This window comes from Nocardia sp. IFM 10818 (assembly GCF_054655275.1).
In genome coordinates this window covers 8,370,176-8,394,277 of sequence record NZ_BAAHJH010000001.1, presented here as the reverse complement: position 1 = coordinate 8,394,277, position 24,102 = coordinate 8,370,176, and the positions used below count along the sequence as shown (strand labels likewise).

The window sequence follows — 24,102 nt, the reverse complement described above, 5'->3', positions numbered from 1 at the left end:
CCCCTCGGTTCGAGTCGAGTGTGCCGCCGCGGTGTCCCTGTCCGGATACCCAGACCCCGCACGCGTCATTGTCTGCCGTTCTCCATCCGGTCGATCAGCCGGTTCGCGACTTCGGCCAGCCTCCGTTCGTCCGCGTAGGCGAGGCGGGAATCGAGCTCGCTCAAGGGAACCCAGGCCACCTTGGTGACCTCCACGTCCGCGTCGGACAGTTCCCCGCCCAGCGACCGCATCAGATAGTGGTGCACGGTCTTGTGCACGCGGCGGCCCTCGGTGACGAACCAGTAGTCGATGCTGCCGAGCTCGGCGACCACGGTGCCGTGGATGCCGGTCTCCTCCTGGACCTCCCGGATGGCGGTCTGCTCGGCGGTCTCCCCCTCTTCGATGTGTCCCTTGGGCAGCGACCACAGCAGTCGCCCGCGCCGGTCGGTGCGGCCGATCAGCGCGGCACAGCGTTTTTCCCGCGGCCCGTCCAGCCCGTCGACCACCAGCCCGCCCGCGGAGGTCTCGCGGACCGTGCGCATGCGCGGCTGTTTCGCGGCACCACTCTTCGCAGCACCACCGGCCGAACCACCACGGCGCCGGGGCTGGCGACGTCGACTGTTCGCGCGATCGGCCGGGGACACTGCGCCAGTCTATAGGGCAGGTTGCCCCGGACCGCCCCATGCGGGCCGGTGCCGTTCGTTCCGCTTTATAAGGGGGTTGAACGGCACGGGTGCGGAAACGATTTGCCCTACTCAACTAAGCTGCATTTTCGTGGTTTCGCCGAAGTCCGAGGAAGCAAGCGTGGATCGCCGTACCCGATTGCTGGCCGCGGCGGCGATAACCGTCGGCCGGCTCTCGGAGGTGCTGACCCCGCTCGGGGAGTTGTTCGCCGCCCGCGGGCATGAGCTGTACCTGGTGGGCGGCACCGTGCGCGATGCCATCCTGGGCCGGCTCGGCACCGATCTGGACTTCACCACCGATGCGCGGCCGGAGGTCGTGCAGGAGATGATGCGCGGCTGGGCCGATCATCTGTGGGATACCGGCGGGCTGGCGTTCGGCACGGTGAGCGCGTCCAAGGACGGGCAGCAGCTGGAGATCACCACCTTCCGCAGCGACAGCTACGACCGGGTGTCGCGCAATCCGGAGGTCACCTTCGGCGACACCCTGGAGGCCGATCTGGTGCGCCGCGATTTCACCGTCAATGCCATGGCGGTGCGGATCGGCGGGCTCGGTGAGCTGGAGTTCGTCGACCCGCTCAATGGGATGGAAGCCCTGCTCGCGGGCGTGCTGGATACGCCCGCGCTGCCGCAGGATTCGTTCCAGGACGATCCGCTGCGCATGCTGCGCGGTGCGCGTTTCGTCTCGCAGCTGGGTTTCCGGCTGGCCCCGCGGGTGCGGGCGGCCATCATCGATATGGCCCCGGAGATCGATCGCATCACCGCCGAGCGGGTGCGCGCCGAATTGGACAAGCTGATCGGCGGCGAATACCCCACCGACGGTATCGATGTCATGGTCGAGACCGGGCTGGCCGAGCGGGTGCTGCCCGAGGTGCCGGCCATGCAGCTGGAGATCGACGAGCACCACCAGCACAAGGACGTCTACCAGCATTCGCTGACCGTGCTGCGGCAGGCCATCGACCAGGAGGAGGGCGATCCGGACCTGGTGCTGCGCTGGGCCGCGCTGCTGCACGACATCGGCAAGCCGCCCACCAAGCGCAATGAGCCCGGCGGCGGCGTGAGCTTCCACCACCACGAGGTGGTCGGCGCGAAAATGGTGCGAAAGCGCATGCGCGCCTTGAAGTATCCGAAGCAGTTCACCGAGGACGTGGCGCGGCTGGTCTACCTGCACCTGCGCTTCCACGGCTACGGCAAGGGCCAGTGGACGGATTCGGCCGTTCGGCGCTACGTCACCGACGCTGGTGACCTCCTCCCCCGCCTGCACAAACTCGTCCGCGCCGACTGCACCACCCGCAACAAGCGCCGAGCCGCGCTGCTGCGCTCCACCTACGACGACCTGGAAACACGCATCGCGAAGATCCAGGAGCAAGAGGATCTGGCGCGAGTACGTCCGGACCTCGACGGCAACGCCATCATGGAACTCCTCGACCTACGCCCCGGCCCGGACGTGGGCAAGGCCTGGAAGTTCCTGAAGGAACTGCGCCTGGACCGCGGCCCGATGGACCGCGACGAGGCCGAGGCAGCGCTGCTCGAGTGGTGGAGAGAACAACTCTCGTAACTCTCAGGGGCTTCGCCCCCGAACCCCTTCGTAACTTTCAGGGGCTTCGCCTTCGAATCCCCTCGGAGTTCTGTGGCTTCGCCTTCGAATCCCCTCGATCTCTGTGGCTTCGCCTTCGAATCCCCTCGATCTCTGGGGCTCCGCCCCGAGCCCCTCGGAATCCGGGAGGCTTCGCCCTCGAACCTCTCGGAACCCTGGGGTTTCGGCCTCGAACCCCCTCGATCTCTGGGGGTTTGGGGGCGTAGCCCCCAAGTACCCCTTCTTTCAGAAGACGATCAGCGTCGTTCCGGCGACTATGGCCGAGCGGATTTGGGCCAGGTCGAAGGAGCCGGTCAGGCCGGGGAGGTCGGCGGCGAAGTGGATGTAGTCGCCGCGGCGTTCGGCGCGCAGGATGCGGGCCTGATTCGGCATGTCCGTCAAGGGAATCGAGTCCAGCCTGGTCATCCGGCGTGGGGCGCGAACTTTGCGCCAGTGGGCGCTGTGCACCGTGATGGTGAGCACGTTGTCGGTGATTTCGGCCGCGGCGAGGGCGCGAATGCGTCGGCGGCGATGTTGCGCCAGGATGAGGCCGTCCTCGGCGGGTTCCAGCTTCCAGTCCGGCTGCCAGGTATTGATCCAATCCACCAGCGCGGCAACGGAGATGACTCCGGTGAGATCCAGTTGCGCGGCGCGGATCTTGGTGGGCACGCCGGGGATCAGCCGCACCCCGTGGGCGATGACGGTGAGCTCCTCGATCGGATGCCGGTTCCAATGCAGCTGGGTGAGCACGGTTTTGGTCTGGAAGTGGGCGCCCCGCCGCCGCACCTTGAGGGTGTGCAGGGTGGCGCGCAGCTCATGGCCGAGGAAGGTGGCGTTGACTTCCTGCCCGCCGAACTGGCTGAGGATCCCCTCCGACAGCAGGGTCATGAGCACGTCGGGCATGAGGGCGGTGACCGTCCCGGCCCCGAAATCGGCCACCGGATCCAGCCACGCGGTGGTGAAGCTGGTCCACTGCTCCACCCAGCTCTGATCGAACAGGCGTTTACCCAGGTCCATGCCCAGGTCCACCGCCCGCAATGGTGACCAGGCCTTCGGATCGAAATACGTGGCCATGATTTCTTCGAGGGTACTGGCCGGTAGTGACATCTCCGGATACTCCGGAGTGACCTGGGCCACTCCAATTCAATCCTTGTCGATCTCTCCCAAACCGGTATAGCGGCAAGGCTCCGCATTTGCGGATTCATCCTATTGGTAGTTCCGCAGATGCGGATCTATTCTCCCCTTCATGCCCGAAATTCGGATTCGCGACGCCGCTCTGCTGCTGGGAGTCAGCGATGACACCGTCCGCCGGTGGGTCGACACCGGCTTGCTGCGGGCGCACAAGAACGAATCCGGTCGCCTGGTGGTGGACGGGGCCGAGCTCGCGGAATTGGCCGTCGAGCAGGCCAGGCCGCCATTGACCCGGCTGGGCAGCGCCAGTTCGGCGCGCAATCGATTTCCCGGACTGGTCACCCGTGTGGTGGCCGATACGGTGATGGCACAGGTGGAGATGCAATGCGGACCGTTCACGGTGGTGTCCTTGATGAGCAGCGAGGCGGTGCGCGAACTCGGTCTGCGGCCGGGCAGCATCGCGGTGGCGAGCGTGAAGGCGACCAATGTGGTCGTGGAGACCGCCACGGAAAGCGGTGGCGGCGAGTAGGTTTCCGCTCGGCGGCGGCGCTGGCCGCGGCCGCGGTGCTCGGCGGTGGCGTGCTGTCCGGTTGCGGTTCCCCGGATTCCGGGACCGATACGAAGACGGTGACGGTTTTCGCGGCGGCGTCGCTGAAGCAGGTGTTCACCCGGCTCGGCGCCGACTACGAGGCCGCGCATCCGGGGACGACAGTGCAATTCTCCTTCGCCGGTTCCTCGGATCTGGCCGCGCAGCTGAATCAGGGCGCGCCCGCCGATGTGTTCGCCTCGGCGGACAACGCGAATATGGACAAGGTGGTGAAGACCGGCCGGATCACCGATACGCCGACCACCTTCGCCACCAACACCCTGACCATCGTGACCCCGCCCGGCAATCCGAAGCGCATTGCGTCGCTGGCCGATCTGTCGAAGCCCGGTGTGCAACTGGTGGTGTGCGCGCCGCAGGTGCCGTGCGGTACGGCCACCCGCACGGTGACCGCCGCCGCCGGCGTCACCATCGCGCCGGTGAGCGAGGAGTCCTCGGTGAGCGATGTGCTCGCCAAGGTGACCGCGGGCCAGGCCGATGCCGGACTGGTCTATGTCACCGATGCCGCGGGCGCGGGCGCGAAGGTGACGACCGTGCCGTTCCCGGAGTCCATGAGTGCGGTGAACACCTATCCCATTGCGGTGGTGGCTGATTCGCCCGCTTCCGCCGCGGCGCGGGAATTCCTGCGACTGGTCACCGGTCCGGAGGGCCGGAAGGCGTTGACCGAGGCCGGATTCGGCGCGCCCTGATGCCGCGCACCGGTCTGCCCCGCTGGCTCCTGCTCCCCGCCGCACTCGGATTCGTGCTGGTGGCAGGACCTTTGGTGGCCTTGACCGGGGCGGTGGACTGGTCGAACTTCCTGGCGCTGATCACCTCCCCCGCCTCCCGGGAGGCCCTGGAGCTGAGCCTGCGCACGTCGCTGGCCGCCGCCGCACTGTGCGTCCTGCTCGGCGTCCCGATGGCCGCGGTGCTCGCCCGGTCGCAGTGGCGGGCCCTGCCGGTGCTGCGCGCCCTGGTGCTGCTGCCCCTGGTGCTGCCGCCGGTGGTGGGTGGTCTGGCCCTGCTGTATCTGTTCGGCCGCCAGGGCCTGCTGGGTCGTGAGCTGGAGGCCGTCGGCATCCGGATCGCTTTCAGCACAACGGCGGTCGTGCTGGCGCAGACCTTCGTGGCGCTCCCCTTCTTGGTCATCACGCTGGAAGGAGCGATGCGCACGGCGGGCGATCGCTTCGAGCGCATTGCCGCGACGCTGGGCGCGCGGCCCGGCACCGTGTGGTGGCGGGTGACCCTGCCGCTGCTGCGCCCGGCGCTGATCTCGGGCACCGTGCTCGCCTTCGCCCGGGCGCTGGGGGAATTCGGCGCGACCCTCACCTTCGCGGGCAGTCTGCAGGGCCGTACCCGCACCCTGCCGCTGGAGATCTATCTGCAGCGCGAGGCCGATCCCGATGCCGCCGTGGCGCTTTCCCTGCTGCTGGTGCTGGCGGCGACGGCGGTGGTGCTCGTCGCCTACCGCGGTGCGCGCGCCGCGAACCCGATTCGTCCCGCCGGCGGCCGGCGTGAGGTGACGGCATGAGCGATTCGGCCGCGGCGGTCCGCACCACGGTGACGACCGATCACGGACTGCTGGTCTCGGCGAGCTTGGCGGACCGCGGGTTTCACGTGGAACTGACCATGGCGCCGGGTGAGGTGCTCGCCGTGCTCGGCCCCAATGGCGCGGGCAAGTCGACCCTGCTGGACGTGGTGGCCGGTCTGGTCGTGCCCGATACCGGGTCGGTCCGGTCGGGCGGCCGGGTGCTGACGGATACGGCGGCGGGCATTGCGGTGCCGCCGCATCGGCGCGATGTTTCACTGCTGGCCCAGGACGCCCTGTTGTTCCCGCACCTGTCGGTCGCGGCGAATGTGGCCTTCGGGCCGCGCAGTCGCGGCCTGCGCGCCCGGGCCGGGCACGAGGTCGCGCGGCATTGGTTGCGCGAAGTGGACGCGGTGGAATTGGCGGACCGATCGCCCGGTTCGCTGTCGGGCGGTCAGGCGCAGCGGGTGGCGCTCGCGCGCGCTCTCGCCGTCGATCCCCGGGTGCTGCTGCTGGACGAGCCGATGGCCGCGCTGGATGTGACCGCCGCCCCCGCCATGCGCACGCTGCTGCGCCGCGTCCTGCGTGAGGCCCCCGGTGCATCCGGATCGCCCGCGGCGCGGCCCGACTGCACGATCCTGGTCACGCACGACATTATCGACGCGGTCACGCTGGCCGACCGGGTGGCGGTGGTGGAATCCGGGCGAATCGTCGAATTCGGTCCGGTCGCCGAGGTATTGGCCCGCCCGCGCAGCCGATTCGCGGCGCGCATTGCCGGGGTGAACCTGATCGAGGGCACGGCGGTGAGCGGCGGCACCGCGGGGCTGGGCGCGGTCACCGATGGCGAGGCCACGGTGTTCGGGCGCAGCGAAGCGGCGTGGACCGGTGCGGGCCGGGCCGCGGCGGTCTTCTCCCCCGCCGCCGTCGCGGTGCACCGGGAGCATCCGGAGGGCAGTCCCCGCAATGTCTTCCGGGTGCGGGTCGAGGATCTGGAGGATCGCGGCGGCATCGTGCGGGTGCGCGGCGCCGACGGTCCCGGGGCGGCGGCGGGCCTGGCCGCGGATCTGACTCCGGCGGCGGTGGCGCAGCTGGGCCTGGCCCCCGGTCTGCGGGTGTACTTCGCGGTGAAGGCGACCGAGGTCGAGGTCTATTCGTATTGAATTGTGCGGGTGCGGGGTTCAGGCCTGCACGAGCGCGCGCACGCCGTCGGTGCAGGCGGGGTACCGCGGCTTCCAGCCGAGTTCGGCCTTGGCCTTGGCATTGGTGACGCGCATGCTGACGCCGGTGACGGTGTGGATGTAGGACATCGGCCGCAGCAGCCAGCGGGGTGCGGTGAACGGCGCGGGCGTGCCGAAGGCTTCGGACAGCAGCCGGATGTGGGCGCCGAAGCCGAGCGGGCTGTCGTCGACGATGTTGTAGGCCGCGCCGGGCGTACCGCCTTCGACGGCGAGCGCGGCGGCCGTACCGGCGTCGGCGAGGTTCACCCAGGGCAGTACCCGGCCGTGGTCGTTCACCGCCGGCAGCCGGCGTTTGCGCAGCATGCCGACCAGGCTCTCGGTGCCGCCCGCGCCGTAGAACAGGCCGTAGCGCAGCGAGATCCCCTCGATTCCGGGCGTACCGAGCATGAGCTCCTCCTTGACGCGCATGCCTTCCAGATGCGGCGCCACCGCCTTGTCGCCGTCCGCGCCGTACCGGTCGCTCTCGGTGATGACGTGGTCGCCGAAGTCGCGGTAGCCGTAGCCGAACACCATGGATTCGGCGATCATCCGCCGGGCGCCGACGAGTTTCGCGGCCTCCACCAGATTGGCGGTGCCGGTAATGCGCAATGCGTTGGTGGCGTACATGTCTCGGTGCTTCATGGGCGCCTCGGCCAGCGCCGTGGCCGCGTGGATCACGGTGTCGATCCGCTGCCCTTCCACCGCGCGCAGCAGCTGATCGCGATTCATGATGTCGGCGGTGATGTCGGCGTCCGCGCCGCGGCCCAGGGTCAGGACGGTGTAGCCGTGCTGCCGCAGGGCATGGGCGATGTGGCGGCCCAGGACGCCGCGCGCCCCGGCCAGCAGTACCTTTTTCGTATCGGTCATATCCATGGGACAGGTAATGCCCGCCGGACGTGACACCACACCGTATGACGCGTGCCACAATGCAGGACAGGAGCTGGGAGGGACGATGAGCGTGGATCTGAACAGCGACCTGGGCGAGGGTTTCGGCGCGTACGCCATGGGCGATGACGCCGCCATGCTGGACCTGGTGACCAGCGCCAATATCGCCTGCGGCTTCCATGCCGGCGATCCGTCGATCATGCGCCGCACCTGTGCGCTGGCGGTGGAGAAGGGCGTCCGGATCGGTGCGCATGTCGGTTATCGCGATCTGCCGGGCTTCGGCCGGCGGGCGATGGCGGTGTCGCCGTCGGATCTGCGGGACGAGACCCTGTATCAGATCGGCAGTCTGGATGCCTTCGCCCGCGCCGCCGGCGACCGGGTGCGCTATGTGAAACCGCACGGCGCGCTGTATCACGCGGCCGCCGCCGACCGGACGCTCGCCGATGCCCTGCTGGTCGCGCTGCGTGAATTCGACAAGCGCCTGGTGCTGCTCGGCCCGGCCCGCACCGAATTGGAGGCCGCCGCCCGGGAGGCCGGAATCCGCTTCTTCGCCGAGGGTTTCGCCGATCGGGCCTACACCGCGGAGGGCCTGCTGGCGCCACGCGGTCTGGCGGGCGCGGTGCTGGACGCGGATGCGGCCGTGGCGCAGGCGCTGTCGATCGCCCGCTCCGGTAAGGCGGTCACCGTCGACGACGGCACGGTGGCGGTCACCGCCGCCAGCCTCTGCGTGCACGGCGATTCCCCCGCGGCCGTCGAGATGGCCCGCCGTATTCGCACCGCCCTGGACGAGTCGCGAATCCCGGTGCGGCCCTTCATCTGACGGGTACGAGATGAGCGATACCGGAACCTCCCCCGCGATCGGCGACATCCGCCCGGCGGGTGACCGCGCCCTGCTGGTGATCCCGCCGCGGCACGCGCTGCTGCCCGAGCTCGTGGCGGCCTTGCATCCGCACCCCACCGGCGTGGTGGATGTGCTGCCCGCGGCCGAAACCGTCCTGATCACCCTGGCTTCCTCCGCCGCGGCCGATCCGGTGCGCAAGCAGCTGGCCGCCCTGCTGGCCCGCCTGGATTCGGAAGCCCGGGTCGCCGCGGGCGCCCGCGTATCCGGCTCGCGGCCGTCGTCCGGGGATCGGGTGGACGGCAACGATTCCCGCGGCGAACCGGTGCTCATCCCCGTGCGCTACGACGGTGCGGACCTGCCCGAGGTCGCCCGCCACCTCGGCCTGACGGCCGATGAGGTGATCGCCCAGCACACCGGCACCGTATGGCGTTGCGCCTTCGTGGGTTTCGCGCCGGGATTCGGCTATCTGGAATCCGCCGACGGCCGCTTGACGGTCCCCCGCCGCACCCAGTCCCGCACCGCCATACCGCCGGGCGCGGTCGCGCTGGCCGGTGGCTATTCCGCCGTCTATCCCCGCCGTAGCCCGGGTGGCTGGCAGCTCATCGGCACCACCGATCTGCCCATGTGGGACGTCGATCGCGATCCGCCCGCTCTGGTGCGAGTGGGGACTCGCGTCCGCTTCGTGAAAGCCGGAGGGTGAGCCGATCGTGATGCGCGTGGAACACGTGGGGCCGCTGGCCACCATCCAGGATCTGGGCCGCCCCGGCTGGTTCGACTCCGGGGTCGGCACGGCGGGTGCGGCGGACCGCGCCTCGCTCCGCCTGGCCAATCGCCTGGTCGGGAATCCGGAGGGCGCGGCGGCCATCGAGGCGCTGCTCGGCGGCGTCGAGCTGCTCGCCGAACGGCATCTCACCCTGGCCGTCACCGGCGCCACCGCCCCCGCCACCGTCGACGGCTGTCCGGTCGGCGCGGCCAGCGTCCTGGAACTCGAACCGGGCCAACGGCTTCGGCTCGGTATGGCCACCTCCGGCCTGCGCGTCTACGTGGCGGTCCGCGGCGGCATCGACGTACCGCCGGTGCTGGGATCGCGCAGTCGCGACACCCTGTCCGGGATCGGCCCGGAGCCGCTGCGACCGGGCGATGTGCTGCCGGTGGGCACGCCGCCGCGCGATTATCCGATCGTGGATGTCGCCCCGGTGGCCGCGCCCGTCAATGAGCGGCTCACCGTACGGGTGATTCCGGGCCCGCGCGACGACTGGTTCGCGAACACCGGGGCCCTGTTCGAGGGCGAGTGGCTGATCTCCTCCGATACCGACCGCATCGGCGCCCGCCTGGACCGCCGCGACGGCCCGCCCCTGCGCCGCCGTGATACCGGTGAATTGCCCACGGAGGGCATGGCTTTGGGCTCCATCCAGGTTCCGCCCAGCGGTCAGCCGGTGGTCTTCCTGGCCGATCACCCCATTACCGGCGGCTATCCGGTGATCGGGGTGGTGGTCGACGCCGATGTGGACCTGGTGGCACAGGCCCGGCCGGGCCAGGCGCTGCGCTTCCGCCCGTATCGCTGAATCAGCGGCCGGGGTTCACCACCGCGTGCATGAGATAGACGTTGTAGGTGGCCCAGTGCGACATGGTGAAGTACAGGTCGGTGCCGGTCGACCACGGGTGGATGAACCCGCCGTAGGACGAGGGGTAGTCGGCGGTGTCGATGAGTGCGACCGGCTCGGTCCACGTGCCCTGCGGTGACGTGGCGGTGCGCAGCACGAATTCATTGCGCTGCAAGTCCAGATAGACCATCTGCCACAGCCCGCTGGACTGGTCGAAGCGGACCGAGAGCTCACTAGCGGTGCCGGAAATCAGTGGGGTGGCGAACAATTCGGCGGGACCGACCGCCGGAATCCAGGCGCCGGAGATCCAGTACTGGTACGCGGACTTGTTCAGCACCTGATCGGCGGGAACCCGGGCCAGGCCGATGGTGCCGAAGCGGCCGTTCGGGGTGCCGAACATGTAGACGTACCCGTCGTGCGGGACCATGCTCGTCACCTGGAAACGGCTGAGGCCGAAGAGGTTCTCCCAGGTCGCCCACTGGGATTTGGTCCAGGTGCGGCCATTGTCGTCGGACCAGGCGATCCCGCCGAGATTGGTCCACCACATGCCGGGCTGATACCGGCTCCACCGGTTGATGGACATATAGCTGAGGTACTGGCGCCCGCCGAGGGTGAACCCGGAGGTCGGGATGGTGGTGATCTCGAAGTTGTCGACCTTGCGGCTGTCCAGGATCTCGGCGGCGTGGCAGCGGCTGTTCTGCACGAACGTGTCGAGGGTGAGGCCGTCGGACAGGTCGCGGTCGGTGCTGTAGGCGATGGTGTTGCTGCGCCAGTCCTGATCGCCATTGCCGGCGCCCGGGAATTCCCAGCCCTTGCCGAAGGTGTCGCCGAAGACCACGGCCACCTCGCCGGGCTGGTTCTCCCAGAACAGGCCGAGGTCGGTGCCGTCCACGGACCAGCGCATATCGGTGCGATTGGTGGAGCCGTGCCCGGTGACCTGATTGACCAGCCGCACCGATTCGACGGCCGGTGGGACCGGCGGCGGCGCGGCGGGCGCGAGTTCGGGCGGCTGGATGGCCGGGGCGGGCGCGGGCTGCGGTTCGGGGGCCTGGCCGCCCGGGACCGGGACCGGGACGATCTCGGTCTGCGGGACGAGTTCGGCGGTGCGCGGCGGCAGCGGGCCGTCCGCGCCGGCGCCGCTGGGCTCGGAGGTGGGGAACGGCGGTTCGGTGACGGTCGTCGGCGCGCTGGTTCCGGTGATCGGCGCGGCGGACGGATCGCCTTCCGGCAGTGTGGTTTCGGCGATCGGCTTGGGGATGTCCCGAATATCCGGGCAGGGGTTGCGGCACGGATCGGCGGGTAGCGCCTCGGGATCGATGCGGGTGTTGTCCGGTAGCGGACCCGGCACCTCGACGGGCACGAAATCCGGTACGGGATAAGGGATTCGAATGGTCGGATCCGGTTGCGGCTGGGCCTGTACCGGTCTGGTGCCGCGGAAGAGCGGATCGAATCCGAATTCGCCGCACTCGTTCACGGGCGGGACCCAGGCCGGCTCCTCGGCGCCGCCGCGCACGGCGGGCAGCAGGACGGCCCCGACCGTGAGGACACCGGAGATGGCCAGTGCGGCACGGATTCCGGGGCGCGACATGTCGGCGATCATCGCCCTCACCGTATCAGCGGCCGGCGTGCCGCCGGGTGTTGAGCGCGATGGCGGCGATACCGATCCAGTAAATTCCGGCCGCCGCGACCACCACCCCCGGCGCCCGCCCGTCCGCCGGAATCCACAGGGCGGTGCCGGCCAGCGCCAGCACGTAGGTGATGTTGAAGACGGTGTCCTGCAGGGCGAAGACCTGCCCGCGATGCCCGTCGTCGATATCGATCTGCATGGCCGCGTCGCCGGTGAGCTTGATGGTCTGCCCCGCCAGCCCGAGCAGGAAGGCGGCCGCGAGCAGCAGCAGTTCCGCGCGCGGCTCGGCCGCACCGGTCGCGATGGTGACCGGGGTGACCAGGGCCAGCTGCACCACGGTCGCGGTGATCAGTCCGGTCACCACGGTCCGGGAGCGGCCCAGGCGCGGGATCAGGAAGGGCGCCACCACCGCCGCGGCGAGCATGCCCGCCCCGGTGGCGGTGATGGCGACGCCGAAGCGGGCAATGCTGTCCGCTCCGTCGCCGCGGCGCAGCACCAGCACCATCAGCAGCGTGTCGGCCCCGAAAACCATGCGATGCGCGCCGATTCCGAGCATGGCCGTGGTCACCTCGCGCGAGTGCCAGGCCGCCGTGGCGCCCTCCCGCAGCCCGGCGGCCACCGCGCGCACCGAGCTGCGGGTGCGCTCGGCTATGTCGGGGCCCAGCGCTCGCGGCCGGAATCCGGCGGCGGCGCAGCCGCCCAGCAGCGAGCCGGACGCACTGGCCGCCACGGCGACCGCCGAGCCGAGATCACCGGCGCCGATCAGCCCGATGATCCCGAAGGACAGGCTCGCGCCCACGATGGCGCAGCCCGAGGCCACCGTCGCCAGGATCGAGTTCATGGGCACCAGCCAGCGCTGCGCGATCACTTTCGGCAATGCCGCCGAGACTCCCGCGCCGACGAACCGCGAGATGCCGACGACGGCGAGGGCCAGCACCAGCAGGGGCCCGGAGGGGACGCCGGCCAGCAGGCCCACCGCCGCCACGCCGATGAGCAGGGCGCGCAGCAGATTCGCCAGCAGCAGCACCATGCGCCGGTCCCAGCGGTCCAGCAGCGCCCCGGCGTACGGCCCGATGAGGGAATACGGCAGCAGCAGCGCCGCGAATCCGCCCGCGATGGCCAGCGGATCGGTCTCGCGTTCCGGATTGAACAGGATGGCCCCGGACAGCGCGGCCTGGAACATGCCGTCACCGAACTGGCCGGCGAAGCGCACGGTGCTCAGCCGCAGCGCGCCGGGGTTCTCGCGCAGCCCGGTCCGCAGTGTGGCGAGTGCGGCTCGCAGTCGGGATCCGGTGGGCACGGGCCGGGTATCCGGTTCGGGAAGTGGTTCCGGTGTGGGTGTGTTCACCGCGTCGGGTGGGTGGTCACCAGGGCGAAGACCGCCGCGCGCATATCCTCGGCCATGGGCAGGCTGTCCAGGCCGTCGGCGTCGATCCATTGGAACTCGTCGTGCTCGCCGGGGGCCAGGGAGACCTCCCCGGGCTCGACCTCGACGACGAAGCTGTATTTGCGCACCCGCGACTTGGTGCGGGTGGCGTAGTCGAAGCCGCCGAGCACATCGGTGATGCGGCGCACCCGCAGCCCGGTCTCCTCGTGCAGTTCCCGGGCCACGCACTCGGCGAAACTCTCGCCGGATTCCACGCCGCCGCCGGGCAGTTCGTACATGCCCCCGTGCCAGTCGTCGGCGACACGCCGCACGACCAGGAGTTTCCCACCGCGGAACACGGCTACCCCCACCACGAAGTGGCTGATCCCCTCGCTGCTGGCCTGCTGCCGGAGTTCGCGTTCGATGCCCGCGAGTACCTCGGGTCGCATCCCCCTGCCCTCCTCCGGTTTCACTTGCGGCCCATCATGATACGGTCGCCGCCCGGTCGTCGCCGGGGTAGCGACACGCGCCGGTTCCGGTCGCCGGGTGATTGCCCGCCTGCGAGGACGGTAGCGAACTGCCTGGTCGGCGGGGTGCGGGGCGGTGCTGCCCGCACGTTAGAATTTACCGGGAATTCAGGTTGACCCATGGATAGTGCCCCTACCCTGGATTCTGATCGGTGCTCGCCGGTGAGAGGAGTACGGCGGTGTCCACGCTCACGACACCACACATCGATGTCCATCGTGGCGGCGACCGCATGAAAACCCGTGTGGCGTGGCTGGATTCGAAGCATTCGTTCTCCTTCGGGGAACATTACGATCCCGACAACACCCATCACGGCCTGCTCCTGGTGAACAACGAGGACATCGTGCTGCCGGGTGAGGGATTCGAAACCCACCCGCATCGGGATATGGAGATCGTCACCTGGGTCCTGAGCGGCAGCCTGGTTCATCAGGATTCGCTGGGCCACAGCGGGGTCATCTATCCGGGCCTGGCGCAGCGCATGAGCGCGGGCACCGGCATTCTGCATTCGGAGAAGAACGATTCCTGGCGGATCAGCACGGCACCCGAGCACGAGGAGCCGGTGCATTTCGTCCAGATGTGGGTGGTGCCGGACGAACCCGGCCTGACCCCGGGCTATCAGCAGCTGGAGATCGACGACGAGCTGGCCGGCGGCGGGCTGGTGACGGTGGCCTCCGGGCTGCCCCGCTATCGCGACCGGACGGCCATCGCCATCAACAGCAGTCATTCGGCGCTGCACGTGGCGCGGATGGCGGGTCCGTCCGAACCGGTGGAGGTGCGCCTACCCGAGGCGCCCTACCTGCATCTGTTCGTCGCGCACGGCGAGGTCGAGATGGAGGGCGTCGGCCCGCTCTACGAGGGCGATGCGGTGCGGATGGCCCGCAGCGGCGGGCAGCGCATCACCGCGAATCTGCCGTCGGAAATCCTGGTGTGGGAGATGCATGCCCGACTGGGTGGGCAATAGCATCGACAGCGGCTCGTGATGAACGCAGCATTTGGGACGAATCGGGCACGTTAACGGTTCGCTCGCACGTTCGCGATACCGGGAGCACCACCGACGGAAGGACCCCTCATGTCGCAGTATCCGCCACCCCCCTCCGGTCCCTACGGCGAATACCCGACCCCACCGCCCGGCGGCTATCCCCCGCCCGGAGCGCCCGGCGGCCAGCAGTACTGGCAGGAGTCCCCCAAGGGCAAGGGCCTGGCCATCACCGCCCTGGTGCTCGGCATTCTGGCGCTGCTGAGTTTCTGGAGCATTCTCGGCGGCATCCTGTTCGGCCTGTTCGCCCTCATCTTCGGCATCATCGCCATGGTCAAGTCCAAGTCCGGCCGGGCCGGTGGTTTCGGCATGGCGCTCACCGGTCTCATCCTCGGCCTGCTCGGCCTGGCCGGCTCGGTCGTCTTCCTGATCGTCGGCTGGACGGTGTTCGAGGAGACCGGCGGCAAGGACTTCATCGAATGCGTCAGCAATGCCGGCAACGATCAGGCCAAGCTCGATCAGTGCGAGCGCGACTGGAATCAGCGCGTGGAGGACAAGTTCAGCATCACGCTGACGCCCCAGCCCACCAACTGAGCGGTAGCGGACGTGGGGGCCGGCTGATTGGGAAGCCCCCACGCCCTTCTCTTCGGGGGTTGGGCGGTGCCCCCTAGAGCTCTAGTGCGGCACGCCCCGGCATTCCCGGGTGGCCGCCACCACCTCCGCGAGTTCGGGCCGGAAGTCCCCTTCCGGCGGGCAGATCCACAGTCGGTAGCCGCTGTGCTCATCGGTCGGTGACGGCAGCACGATGTGGCTACCGGGCAGCGCCACCGCGGCGCAGTCGCGGAAGAGGTCGGAGAACAACGCCATATCGAGATAGGACCCGTCGGTCGGCCCGGTCAGGAAGGTCCAGCGGTGCGAGCGCGGGTGAACGATCACCGGACCGCAGCGGTGCACTGCCTTCAGGTGGTCGCGCACGCGCGCTCCGATATCGGCGGGCATGGTCACCGCTCCGACCGCGCCGACCTCGAGCATGATCCGCCCGAGCTGGGAATCCACGACCCCGTACAGGCCGTGCTCCTTGCGGTAGCGGCGGCAGCGGGCCAGCGCTTCCTGGGTTTCGGTGTACGAGGATGGGTCCAGCGCGCTCATGGCGAACCTCCTGCTACCGACCCTATTCGCCGGCAATCGGTATGACAATAGTCACACGCCAGCGAATTATGGGCGTAGAGTCAGCAGGCATGGCACCCGTCTCGCCCACTGTCGCCCGGTGGGAGCTGGTGTTGCGCCTGCGCGAACTGCGGGAGCAGCGCGGCTTCGATTCGGCGACCTTCGCCAAACGCGTCGGCTTCACGCCGGCGAATTGGTCGCATGTCGAAAAGGGCCGCCGGGTGCTCACCGTCAATACGCTCGGTCCGGTGCTGGAACTGCTCGAGGTGGACGATGAGGAACGCGCCGAGCTGCAGGAACTCCTCGCGGCGAGCAAGGAGCGCGGCTGGTGGGTCAAATCCTCCGCACTCATCGGCACGGAGTTGCAGCGTTATTACGGTATGGAATTCGGTGCGGAGAGTATCCGCAGCTACGACAGCTTGGTGATCCCCGGCTTGTTGCAGACGGAAGAGTATGCGCGGGCGCTCATCAGCGCCGATGTCATGATCCGGCCGGTGCAAGTGGAACAACTTGTGGCCGTGCGCATGCGAAGACAAGAACGGCTGCGCGGCGACGATCGCCTGGAATTCACCGCCGTGGTCGGCGAGGCCACGCTGTTACAGCAGATCGGCGGCCCGAAGGTGCTGCGCGGGCAGCTCGAGCATTTGGCGAGCCTGCTGGCGGAACAGGATTCGGTCACGGTGCGGGTGATTCCGTTCACCGCCACCGCCGGTGCGATTCTCGGTGGTTCCAGTTTTCACCTGCTGGATTTCGCCGGGGAATCATTGCCCACCTTCGCGTGGGCCGAGAGCGCGGTTTTCGGTGGTGCCGTGGACGATTCCGAGCAGGTTCGCGATTTGGGGTTCGCATTCGTGCGTGCACTCGACCAATCCCTCAGCCGTTCAGAGTCTTTGGAGTTGATCAGGAATTATTCGCAAGGGTAGGAGACACATGTGCGCGCGTAAAATGCTGCCCATGCTTACCACCGCGAAACACCAACCGGAATCCACCGGCTGGTTCACGTCGACTCGCACCAACAATGGAAATCAGTGTGTGGAGGTTCGTTTCGACGGTGATGCGGTGCTCATCCGAGACAGCAAGTACCGGCGTAACCCGGAACATCGCCCAGAGGCCGAGCCCATCATCACCGTCAGCGCGAGCGAATGGATGTCGTTCCTCGCTCTGGTGCTGGGCCGCAACGACGCGGCCGCCCCCACCGGCGACCTGACCACACACACCGCCCCCGACGGTCACACCGCCCTGCGCCACCGTGAGATCACCCTGGTCTACACCCCTGGCGAATGGTCGGCGTTCCTGGCCGGAGCGAGGGACGGGGAGTTCGATCGGATTCCCGTGTCCGGCTGAGCGGAGTCCGGCCAGGTGCCCGCGGAGTCGGCATACTGGGGATCGTGACTTCGCAGCTGACGCCTCCCTCGGGAATCGACCTGTCCTTCCAGAACGCGGACGTGCGAGTGCAGGACGACCTGTTCGCGCACGTCAACGGCAAGTGGCTGGACACGTACGAGATACCGGCGGACCGGGCCGTGGACGGTGCCTTCCGCACCCTCTACGACCAGGCGGAGAAGGATGTCCAGCGGATCATCCAGGAGGCGGCCGCGGCGAATGCCCCGCTCGGCAGCGAAGAACGCAAGATCGGCGATCTGTACAACAGCTACATGAACGAGGCCCAGGTCGAGGAACACGGCCTGGCTCCGATCGTGGGCGAATTGGCGGCCATCCGCCAGATCACCGATCGCGGCGGCTTCGCGGCCCTGCTGGGCGGCTTGCAGCGCACCGGCGTGGGCGGCGCGCTGGCCGTGTACGTCGACACCGACGACAAGAACTCCGCGCGCTACCTGGTGCACGCCACCCAGTCCGGTATCGGCCTGCCCGACGAGTCCTACTACCACAAGGACGAGTACGCGGAGATCCGCGAGAAGTACATCGCGCACATCCGCCGCATGTTCGCGCTGGCCGATATCGACTACGACGCGCAGCGGGTATTCGATCTGGAGGCCAAGCTGGCCGCCGGCCACTGGGATGTGGTGCGCCGCCGCGACGCCGAGAAGAGCTACAACCTCACCACCTTCGCCGCCCTGGCCGCCGAGAATCCGGAATTCGACTGGAACGCCTGGACGTCGGCGCTCGCGGAGAGCCTGGACCGCCCGGGCCCGGAGCTGTTCGCCGAACTGGTCGTGCGCCAGCCCGATTACGTCCGCACCTTCGCCCGGGTGTGGGCCGCGGAATCGCTGGAGGACTGGAAGGCCTGGGCCACCTGGCGCGTCCTCAAGGCCCGCGCGCCCTATCTGACCGCCGACCTGGTGGAGCAGAACTTCGACTTCTACGGCCGCACCCTCACCGGCGCTCCGGAAAATCGCGAACGCTGGAAGCGCGGCGTCTCCCTGGTCCAGGATCTGCTGGGCGAGGCGGTCGGCAAGCTCTATGTGGCGCGGCACTTCCCGCCGGAGGCCAAGGCCCGCATGCTCGAGCTGGTCGAGAACCTGCAGGAGGCCTACCGCCGCAATATCTCCGAGCTGGAGTGGATGGGCCCGGACACCCGGCAGGCGGCACTGGCCAAGCTGGAGAAGTTCACCCCCAAGATCGGCTACCCGGACGAGTGGCGCGACTACTCCGCGGTCGCGATCGATCCCTCCGATCTGGTCGGCAACTTCCGGCGCGGCTACGCCGCCGAGCACGACCGCGATCTGAACAAGCTCGGCGGCCCGGTGGACCGCGGCGAATGGTTCATGACCCCGCAGACGGTCAATGCCTACTACAACCCGGGCATGAACGAGATCGTCTTCCCGGCCGCCATTCTGCAGCCCCCGTTCTTCGATATGACCGCCGACGACGCCGCCAACTACGGCGGTATCGGCGCGGTCATCGGCCACGAGATCGGGCACGGCTTCGACGATCAGGGCTCCAAGTACGACGGCGACGGCAATATGGTCGACTGGTGGACCGAGTCCGATCGCACCGAGTTCGGTAAGCGCACCAAGGCGCTCATCGACCAGTACAACCAGTTCTCCCCCAAGGACCTCTCCGACGATCACAAGGTCAACGGCGAGTTCACCATTGGTGAGAACATCGGCGATCTGGGCGGCCTGTCCATCGCCCTGGAGGCGTACAAGATCAGCCGCAATGGCGACGAGGCGCCCGTTCTGGACGGTCTCACCGGTCTGCAGCGCGTCTTCTTCGGCTGGGCCCAGGTGTGGCGCACCAAGGCCCGCAAGGAGGAGGCCATCCGCCGTCTCGCCACCGATCCGCACTCCCCGCCGGAGTTCCGCTGCAATGGCGTGGTCCGCAATCTCGACACCTTCCACGAGGCGTTCGACGTCGAGCCGGGCGATGCGCTGTATCTGGATCCGGCCGAGCGCGTGAAGATCTGGTAGTTCGCCCGCGGTGGCGTGCGCCGGGCCCGAAACTCGCTGGCCTCCGGAGCGCGCCGCGACGATCATGATCATCATGACGAGCGCGGTGTATCTGATCACGGGGATTCAGGCGGCCGGGAAGTCGACCGTCGCCCAGGCCTTGGCCGAGCGCCTGCCGCGCTCGGCCCATGTGCGCGGCGACGTCTTCCGCCGGTTCGTGGTGAACGGGCGCGAGGAAATGCGGCCGGAACCCCCGGAGGAGGCCCTCGAGCAGTTGCGGCTGCGCTACCGGCTGGCCGCGCGCACGGCCGACGCATATGCGGCGCAGGGTTTTTCGGCAGTCGTCCAGGATGTGGTGCTCGGCGAGTTCCTGCCCTGGTTCGCCGAGCAGATCGAGACCCGGCCGCGCTACGTGGTGGTGCTGGCGCCGCGGCGGGAGGTCGTCGCGGCCCGGGAGGCGGGGCGGAACAAGAACGCCTACGACGAGAACTTCACCGTCGAGGACCTCGACGTGGGACTGCGCACCACCACGCCGCGGATCGGATTATGGCTGGACACTTCGGATCTCACGGTCGAGGAGACCGTGGACGCGATCCTGGCGAAGGCCGAGCCCCTCCTCTGAGGACCGACCCAGCCGATTCGCTAGCGGATGCGCAACTCGGTCTCGGCGTCGAAGAAGAAGAGCTCGTCCGGTTTCGGCGTGAGCAGCAGGCGGTCGCCCAGGGCCACCTGGAAGCGCCGGTCCACCCGCGCGACGACGCGTCCGGAGCGGCTGGACCACTGGCCGGTGACGCCGTGCGAGTAGAGGAAGGATTCGGCGCCCAATTCCTCCAGCAGCTCGACCTCGACGGCCAGCGCATTGGTGGCGTCGGTGGTGACCTCCCACGATTCGGGGCGGATGCCGACGATCACCCGTTTGCCGGTCATAGTGCGCGGCACCGGGATTCGCAGGCTGTTGAGCACCGCGTGGCCGTCCTCGACCGGGGCGGTCAGCAGATTCATACCGGGTGAGCCGATGAAGCCCGCGACGAAGGTATTGACCGGATCGTCGTAGAGCTCGCGCGGCGCGGCGATCTGCTGGAGCTTGCCGTCCCGCAGCACCGCGACGCGGTGGCCCATGGTCATGGCCTCGACCTGGTCGTGCGTGACGTAAACGGTCGTGGTGCCGAGTCGCTTCTGCAGCGCGGCGATCTGGGAGCGGGTGGAGACGCGCAGTTTGGCGTCCAGATTGGACAGCGGTTCGTCCATGCAGAAGACCTGCGGGCGGCGCACGATGGCGCGGCCCATGGCGACGCGCTGGCGCTGGCCGCCGGAGAGCTTGGCGGGCTTGCGCTCGAGCAGGTCCTCCAGCTCCAGCATGGCGGCGGCCTCCTTGACCCGGACCAGGGTGTCCGCCTTGGACATTCCGGCATTGCGCAGGGCGAAGCCCATATTCTCGGCCACGGTCATGTTCGGGTACAGGGCATAGCTCTGGAAGACCATGGCCACATCGCGGGCACGGGGCGGGAGCCCGGTGACATCGCGGTCGCCGATGTGAATGCTCCCGCCGGTCACCGCCTCGAGGCCCGCCAGCATGCGCAGACTGGTGGATTTGCCGCATCCGGACGGGCCCACCAGGACCAGGAATTCGCCGTCGGCGATCTCCAGGTTCAAGGTGTCGACCGCGGGGGCGGGCGCACCCGGGTAGGTGAGGGTCGCGCCCTCGAACTGCACAGTCGCCATGCCGGCGGGTCTCCCTGCTCGATTTTCGCGCCGCCCGGGGCCTGCGTGGTTACGCAGGCTGCCGCCTCCGGCCCCTGACGTCGGCGCGAGTGGTTGCTCTTACTTGGGCAGCTTGGGCGTGATCTGCCGGTCGATAATGTTCTGCAGCTGGGTGGTCACATCGGCGAAAGCCTGTGCCACATCCCGGTTCTGCAGTCCGATCTGCTCCATGCCGGTGCCGATGATCTGGTCCGCGCCCGGCACGAACACCCGCGCGTAATCCTGCGAGCGGGTCAGCGCCAGCTGGTCGATGGCGGTCTTGGACTTCGGGTTCTTGGCCAGGAATTCCAGCTCGCTGGGATCCTGCAGCGCCGACTTGCGCACCGGCATGTAGCCGGTGCCCTGCGTGAAGTACGCGGTATTGGCGGCATTGGTAATGAACTCGATGAACTTCAGCGCATTCGCCTTGCGCTGATCGGAGATGCGCGACGGAATGGCCAGGCCCGCGCCGCCGGTGGTGGCGCCCGGCCCGTTCGGGCGCGGCAGGAAGGCGGTGCCGAATTCCAGCTTGCCCTCGGCATTCTTCTGGATGCCCTTCAGATCGCCGGTGGAGGCGATGGTGGAGGCGATGATGCCGGTGCCGAAGTCGGTGGCGATCTGCGGCCGGATGCTGGCGTACTTCTTGACATTGATGCTGTCGCGCAGATAGTTCCCGGCCGCAATGGTGTTGGCGTCGTTGAACTTCAGCGTCCACTGGTCGGAGTAGCGGCCGCCGAAGGTCCAGGTCGGGCCCTGGAAGGTCCAGGCCAGGTAGTTCTTGGCATCGCCCCAGCCGTGCGCCCACTTGTCGGCGCCCACCACGGACTGGATCTTGGGTCCCCACTCGTCGAATTCGGCCCAGCTCTCCGGGCCGCGGTCGGGCAGTCCGGCCTTGGCCCAGACGTCCTTGTTGTAGTAGAAGATCTGCGTCGAGCGCGCGTACGGCAGCGCGTAGTGCTTGCCATTGAACAGATAGTCGGCGGCGAGGGAGTCCACATAGTCGTCGAGTTGCACTCCGGCGGAACCGAAGTGGCTGTCCAGCGGTTCGATGGTGCCATTGAGCGCGTAGTTGAACCACCAGACGTCGGACAGCACCACCACATCGGGCAGTTCACCGCCGGAGAGCGCCGCATTGAACTTCTGCGACACCTCCTCGTAGTTCTTGCCGGCGTCGACCAGGTTGACCTTCAGGTCCGGGTACTTGGCCTGGAAGCGGTTGATCAGCTCCAGTTCCAGATCCTTCGAGGTGCCCGGGTGATTGGACCAGAAGGTAATGGTGTTGGCATCGCCGCCCTGCTTGTCCCCGCCGCCGGTGCCCGCGCAGGCGGTCAGCGCCAGCCCGGCCGCGGTGGCCCCGGCCAGGCCGAGGAACCCACGTCGCGACAGAGCGGGGCGGTGCCCGTTGAGTGATGGTGATTCGGACACGGGATTCTCTCTTTCCGGGTTAACCCTTGACCGCACCGGAGGTGAGGCCTTTGATCATGTGACGCTGAAGTGCCAGGAAGACGACGAGAATCGGCAGCATGGTGAGGATGGTTCCGGCCATGACCGGTCCCCAGTTGGTGACGCTGGGATTCTCGGTGTTCTGCAGCAGGGTGAGGCCCACCGGCAGGGTGGCGACCTCGGGACCGTCCGCCATGAGGAACGGCCACAGGTACTCGTTCCATTCGTTGACCAGCGTGACCACCGCGAAGGCGACCATGGTGGGCCCGGACATGGGCAGCACCACCCGGGTCAGCAGCCGCCACCAGCCCGCGCCGTCCATGCGGGCGGCCTCGATGACCTCACTGGGCAGCGACAGGAAGTGATTGCGCATGAGGAAGGTGCCGAAGGCGACGCCGCACAGCGGAACGATGATGCCCTGCAGGGTGTTTCGCCAGCCCAGCTGGGCGATGAGCGCGTAGTTGGAGATGACGGTGATCTGGTTGGGCACCATGAGGGCGGCGATGATCACCACGAACAGCACGGTCTTGCCCGGGAAGCGCAGGAAGACCAGGCCGTACGCGCTGAACACGCCGAGCACGAACTTCACCGCCGAGACGACGCCGGTGACGATGATCGAGTTCCGCAGGAAGGTCCAGAACGGCAGCGTGGTGGTGGCGTCGGCATAGTTCTCCGGATGCCAGACGCGGGGCCAGTACACCGCCGGCTGCACGTAGATGTCGGGCCGGTCCTTGAACGAGGTGATCACGATCCAGAACAGCGGGACGCCGACGATGACGAGCACGCACGCCATGGCCGCGTAGCCGAAGATCTTCGCCCAGGTTTCCCGATCGAGCCGGGCCGCACCGAGTTTCACTGTTCGCCCCGATCCATGACGCGCACCTGGAACAGCGTCACGATGAGCAGCACCAGGAACATGATGGTGGCCACCGTCGCGCCGTATCCGGCCCGGAAGTTGACGAAGGATTCGCGATAGACCTGCACCACCATGGTGGTGGTGCCGGTGCCCAGCGGACCGCCGCGGGTCATGGTGTAGATGATGTCGAACACCTGCAACGAGTTCAGCAACACGGTGATGGACAGGAAGAACGTGGTCGGCCGCAGCTGCGGCAGCAGCACCCGGGTGAAGCTGGTCCACCGGCTCGCGCCGTCGATCTCGGCGGCTTCCATGAGATCCTGCCGAATGCCCTGCAGCGCGGCCAGATAGATGACGAAGGTGTACCCGAGGTTCTTCCACAGGTAGGTGATGGTCACCATGACCATGGCCCAGGTGGGGTCCTGATAGAAGTCCGGAACCTTCTCCACCCCGAGCTTGTGCAGCACGTCCTGCACCAGCCCGAAGCCGGGTTCGAAGATGAACTGGAAGGCCACGCCGATGGCGGCGCCGGAGATGACGAACGGCGCGAAGATGGCGGAGCGGACCACATTGCGCCCGAACAGCTTCCGGTCCAGCAGCAGCGCGAGGGCCAAACCCAGCACCATACTGCCGATGACGGCGGCAATGGTGAAGACCACGGTATTGCTGACAACTTGCCACGAGTCGTCGCGGCCCCACCACTCGGTGTAGTTGTCGAAGCCGACGAAGGTGGCGTTGGTATCGGAGATGTTCCAGTCGAAGAACGACAGCCGAATATTGTCGATGAGCGGCCGATAGACAAATACCGACAGCAGTACGAGATTCGGGGCGACGAGCACGAAGAACAGTGCGTAATCCTGCCAGGGCCTGCCGCGCCAACCGCGCCCGCGGGGCTGCGGCAGTACTCGTTCGGGACTCGATCTCACCCGCGCACTGTGTCGGTTGCGGGCGAATAGCCGGTAACGGTGGGATGCCTGGCGGTTGAATAGTCGGCGCGCGGGCGCAACCGTATGTTCACCGGGTGCATC

The 24,102-nt window shown here is 68.2% G+C and carries 25 protein-coding genes; 14 read left to right on the top strand and 11 right to left on the bottom strand.

Going from position 1 to position 24,102, the window contains the following annotated elements; all coding sequences use genetic code 11:
• Positions 1–65: 65 nt before the first annotated feature.
• Complete coding sequence (locus ACYQ5L_RS38855) at positions 66–623, bottom strand: NUDIX hydrolase (RefSeq protein ID WP_379193837.1); 558 nt, start codon at positions 621–623, stop codon at positions 66–68.
• 160 nt (positions 624–783) lie between these two features.
• Between ACYQ5L_RS38855 and ACYQ5L_RS38850 the strand changes: the two genes are divergently transcribed.
• Positions 784–2,217: a CCA tRNA nucleotidyltransferase gene (locus ACYQ5L_RS38850; protein ID WP_459963254.1), complete on the top strand. Its 1,434-nt coding sequence runs from the start codon at positions 784–786 to the stop codon at positions 2,215–2,217.
• Between the two features lie 264 nt (positions 2,218–2,481).
• On the opposite strand, the gene ACYQ5L_RS38845 is transcribed toward ACYQ5L_RS38850, so the two are convergent.
• On the bottom strand, positions 2,482–3,372 hold the full coding sequence (locus ACYQ5L_RS38845) for a hypothetical protein (protein ID WP_459963252.1): 891 nt from the start codon (positions 3,370–3,372) through the stop codon (positions 2,482–2,484).
• Between the two features lie 109 nt (positions 3,373–3,481).
• On the opposite strand from ACYQ5L_RS38845, the gene ACYQ5L_RS38840 reads away from it, so the two are divergent.
• The 4 genes from ACYQ5L_RS38840 to ACYQ5L_RS38825 are packed head-to-tail and all read left to right on the top strand — an operon-like array spanning position 3,482 to position 6,637.
• Positions 3,482–3,895 (top strand): TOBE domain-containing protein, encoded by a 414-nt coding sequence (locus ACYQ5L_RS38840; RefSeq protein WP_459963250.1) that lies wholly within the window; start codon positions 3,482–3,484, stop codon positions 3,893–3,895.
• Between the two features lie 20 nt (positions 3,896–3,915).
• Positions 3,916–4,659 carry a molybdate ABC transporter substrate-binding protein gene (gene modA / locus ACYQ5L_RS38835; RefSeq protein ID WP_459963680.1) on the top strand — a complete coding sequence of 248 codons (744 nt, stop codon included), beginning with the start codon at positions 3,916–3,918 and terminating at the stop codon, positions 4,657–4,659.
• Complete coding sequence (locus tag ACYQ5L_RS38830) at positions 4,656–5,480, top strand: ABC transporter permease (RefSeq protein WP_459963679.1); 825 nt, start codon at positions 4,656–4,658, stop codon at positions 5,478–5,480. Before modA ends, ACYQ5L_RS38830 begins: the two co-directional genes overlap by 4 nt.
• Complete coding sequence (locus ACYQ5L_RS38825) at positions 5,477–6,637, top strand: sulfate/molybdate ABC transporter ATP-binding protein (RefSeq protein WP_459963248.1); 1,161 nt, start codon at positions 5,477–5,479, stop codon at positions 6,635–6,637. The genes ACYQ5L_RS38830 and ACYQ5L_RS38825 overlap by 4 nt, the downstream gene beginning before the upstream one ends.
• A gap of 18 nt (positions 6,638–6,655) precedes the next feature.
• On the opposite strand, the gene ACYQ5L_RS38820 is transcribed toward ACYQ5L_RS38825, so the two are convergent.
• Complete coding sequence (locus tag ACYQ5L_RS38820) at positions 6,656–7,561, bottom strand: NAD-dependent epimerase/dehydratase family protein (protein ID WP_459963245.1); 906 nt, start codon at positions 7,559–7,561, stop codon at positions 6,656–6,658.
• An 85-nt stretch (positions 7,562–7,646) separates the two neighbouring features.
• Here ACYQ5L_RS38820 and ACYQ5L_RS38815 point away from each other — a divergent pair, with 85 nt between their 5' ends.
• Genes ACYQ5L_RS38815 through ACYQ5L_RS38805 form a run of 3 tightly spaced genes read left to right on the top strand, consistent with a single transcriptional unit; the run spans position 7,647 to position 9,985 of the window.
• On the top strand, positions 7,647–8,399 hold the full coding sequence (locus ACYQ5L_RS38815; RefSeq protein WP_459963243.1) for a LamB/YcsF family protein: 753 nt from the start codon (positions 7,647–7,649) through the stop codon (positions 8,397–8,399).
• A 10-nt stretch (positions 8,400–8,409) separates the two neighbouring features.
• On the top strand, positions 8,410–9,120 hold the full coding sequence (locus tag ACYQ5L_RS38810) for a 5-oxoprolinase subunit B family protein (protein WP_459963241.1): 711 nt from the start codon (positions 8,410–8,412) through the stop codon (positions 9,118–9,120).
• A 10-nt stretch (positions 9,121–9,130) separates the two neighbouring features.
• A complete protein-coding gene (locus ACYQ5L_RS38805; protein ID WP_459963678.1) occupies positions 9,131–9,985 on the top strand; it encodes a 5-oxoprolinase subunit C family protein in 855 nt (284 codons plus the stop codon).
• Between the two features lies 1 nt (position 9,986).
• Here the strand turns inward: ACYQ5L_RS38805 and ACYQ5L_RS38800 are convergent, their stop codons facing one another.
• From ACYQ5L_RS38800 to ACYQ5L_RS38790, 3 genes are read right to left on the bottom strand one after another with little or no spacing between them, the layout of a single operon-like run.
• A complete protein-coding gene (locus ACYQ5L_RS38800; RefSeq protein WP_459963239.1) occupies positions 9,987–11,624 on the bottom strand; it encodes a DUF4185 domain-containing protein in 1,638 nt (545 codons plus the stop codon).
• Between the two features lie 13 nt (positions 11,625–11,637).
• The gene (locus ACYQ5L_RS38795) at positions 11,638–12,951 is read right to left on the bottom strand and encodes an MFS transporter (RefSeq protein WP_459963237.1); all 1,314 of its coding nucleotides are present in this window, start codon (positions 12,949–12,951) and stop codon (positions 11,638–11,640) included.
• A 44-nt stretch (positions 12,952–12,995) separates the two neighbouring features.
• Complete coding sequence (locus ACYQ5L_RS38790; protein WP_459963236.1) at positions 12,996–13,466, bottom strand: NUDIX hydrolase; 471 nt, start codon at positions 13,464–13,466, stop codon at positions 12,996–12,998.
• Between the two features lie 257 nt (positions 13,467–13,723).
• Between ACYQ5L_RS38790 and ACYQ5L_RS38785 the strand changes: the two genes are divergently transcribed.
• Positions 13,724–14,503 (top strand): pirin family protein, encoded by a 780-nt coding sequence (locus ACYQ5L_RS38785; RefSeq protein ID WP_379193825.1) that lies wholly within the window; start codon positions 13,724–13,726, stop codon positions 14,501–14,503.
• Positions 14,504–14,611: 108 nt separating this feature from the next.
• Positions 14,612–15,112, top strand: coding sequence for a DUF4190 domain-containing protein (locus ACYQ5L_RS38780; protein ID WP_459963234.1), 501 nt, complete (start codon positions 14,612–14,614; stop codon positions 15,110–15,112).
• Positions 15,113–15,193: 81 nt separating this feature from the next.
• On the opposite strand, the gene ACYQ5L_RS38775 is transcribed toward ACYQ5L_RS38780, so the two are convergent.
• Positions 15,194–15,667 carry a hypothetical protein gene (locus ACYQ5L_RS38775; protein ID WP_459963233.1) on the bottom strand — a complete coding sequence of 158 codons (474 nt, stop codon included), beginning with the start codon at positions 15,665–15,667 and terminating at the stop codon, positions 15,194–15,196.
• Here ACYQ5L_RS38775 and ACYQ5L_RS38770 point away from each other — a divergent pair.
• The 4 genes from ACYQ5L_RS38770 (at position 15,649) to ACYQ5L_RS38755 (ending at position 19,657) form a co-directional block, all read left to right on the top strand.
• Entirely contained in the window at positions 15,649–16,608 is a 960-nt protein-coding gene (locus ACYQ5L_RS38770; RefSeq protein ID WP_459963231.1) for a helix-turn-helix domain-containing protein, read from the top strand. The two genes, ACYQ5L_RS38775 and ACYQ5L_RS38770, sit on opposite strands and share 19 nt — an antisense overlap.
• Before the next feature lie 31 nt (positions 16,609–16,639).
• Positions 16,640–17,029 carry a DUF397 domain-containing protein gene (locus ACYQ5L_RS38765; protein ID WP_459963228.1) on the top strand — a complete coding sequence of 130 codons (390 nt, stop codon included), beginning with the start codon at positions 16,640–16,642 and terminating at the stop codon, positions 17,027–17,029.
• A gap of 44 nt (positions 17,030–17,073) precedes the next feature.
• Positions 17,074–19,056: a M13 family metallopeptidase gene (locus ACYQ5L_RS38760; protein WP_459963227.1), complete on the top strand. Its 1,983-nt coding sequence runs from the start codon at positions 17,074–17,076 to the stop codon at positions 19,054–19,056.
• Positions 19,057–19,129: 73 nt separating this feature from the next.
• Positions 19,130–19,657 (top strand): AAA family ATPase, encoded by a 528-nt coding sequence (locus ACYQ5L_RS38755; RefSeq protein ID WP_459963225.1) that lies wholly within the window; start codon positions 19,130–19,132, stop codon positions 19,655–19,657.
• Between the two features lie 20 nt (positions 19,658–19,677).
• Here ACYQ5L_RS38755 and ACYQ5L_RS38750 read toward each other — a convergent pair whose 3' ends face one another.
• The 4 genes from ACYQ5L_RS38750 to ACYQ5L_RS38735 all read right to left on the bottom strand — a co-directional run bounded on the left by ACYQ5L_RS38750 (position 19,678) and on the right by ACYQ5L_RS38735 (position 24,000).
• Positions 19,678–20,757: an ABC transporter ATP-binding protein gene (locus tag ACYQ5L_RS38750; protein WP_459963223.1), complete on the bottom strand. Its 1,080-nt coding sequence runs from the start codon at positions 20,755–20,757 to the stop codon at positions 19,678–19,680.
• Positions 20,758–20,856: 99 nt separating this feature from the next.
• Positions 20,857–22,200 (bottom strand): ABC transporter substrate-binding protein, encoded by a 1,344-nt coding sequence (locus ACYQ5L_RS38745; protein WP_459963222.1) that lies wholly within the window; start codon positions 22,198–22,200, stop codon positions 20,857–20,859.
• 19 nt (positions 22,201–22,219) lie between these two features.
• Positions 22,220–23,011 (bottom strand): carbohydrate ABC transporter permease, encoded by a 792-nt coding sequence (locus ACYQ5L_RS38740; protein WP_459963677.1) that lies wholly within the window; start codon positions 23,009–23,011, stop codon positions 22,220–22,222.
• A gap of 59 nt (positions 23,012–23,070) precedes the next feature.
• Complete coding sequence (locus ACYQ5L_RS38735; protein WP_459963220.1) at positions 23,071–24,000, bottom strand: carbohydrate ABC transporter permease; 930 nt, start codon at positions 23,998–24,000, stop codon at positions 23,071–23,073.
• Between the last annotated feature and the right edge of the window lie 102 nt (positions 24,001–24,102).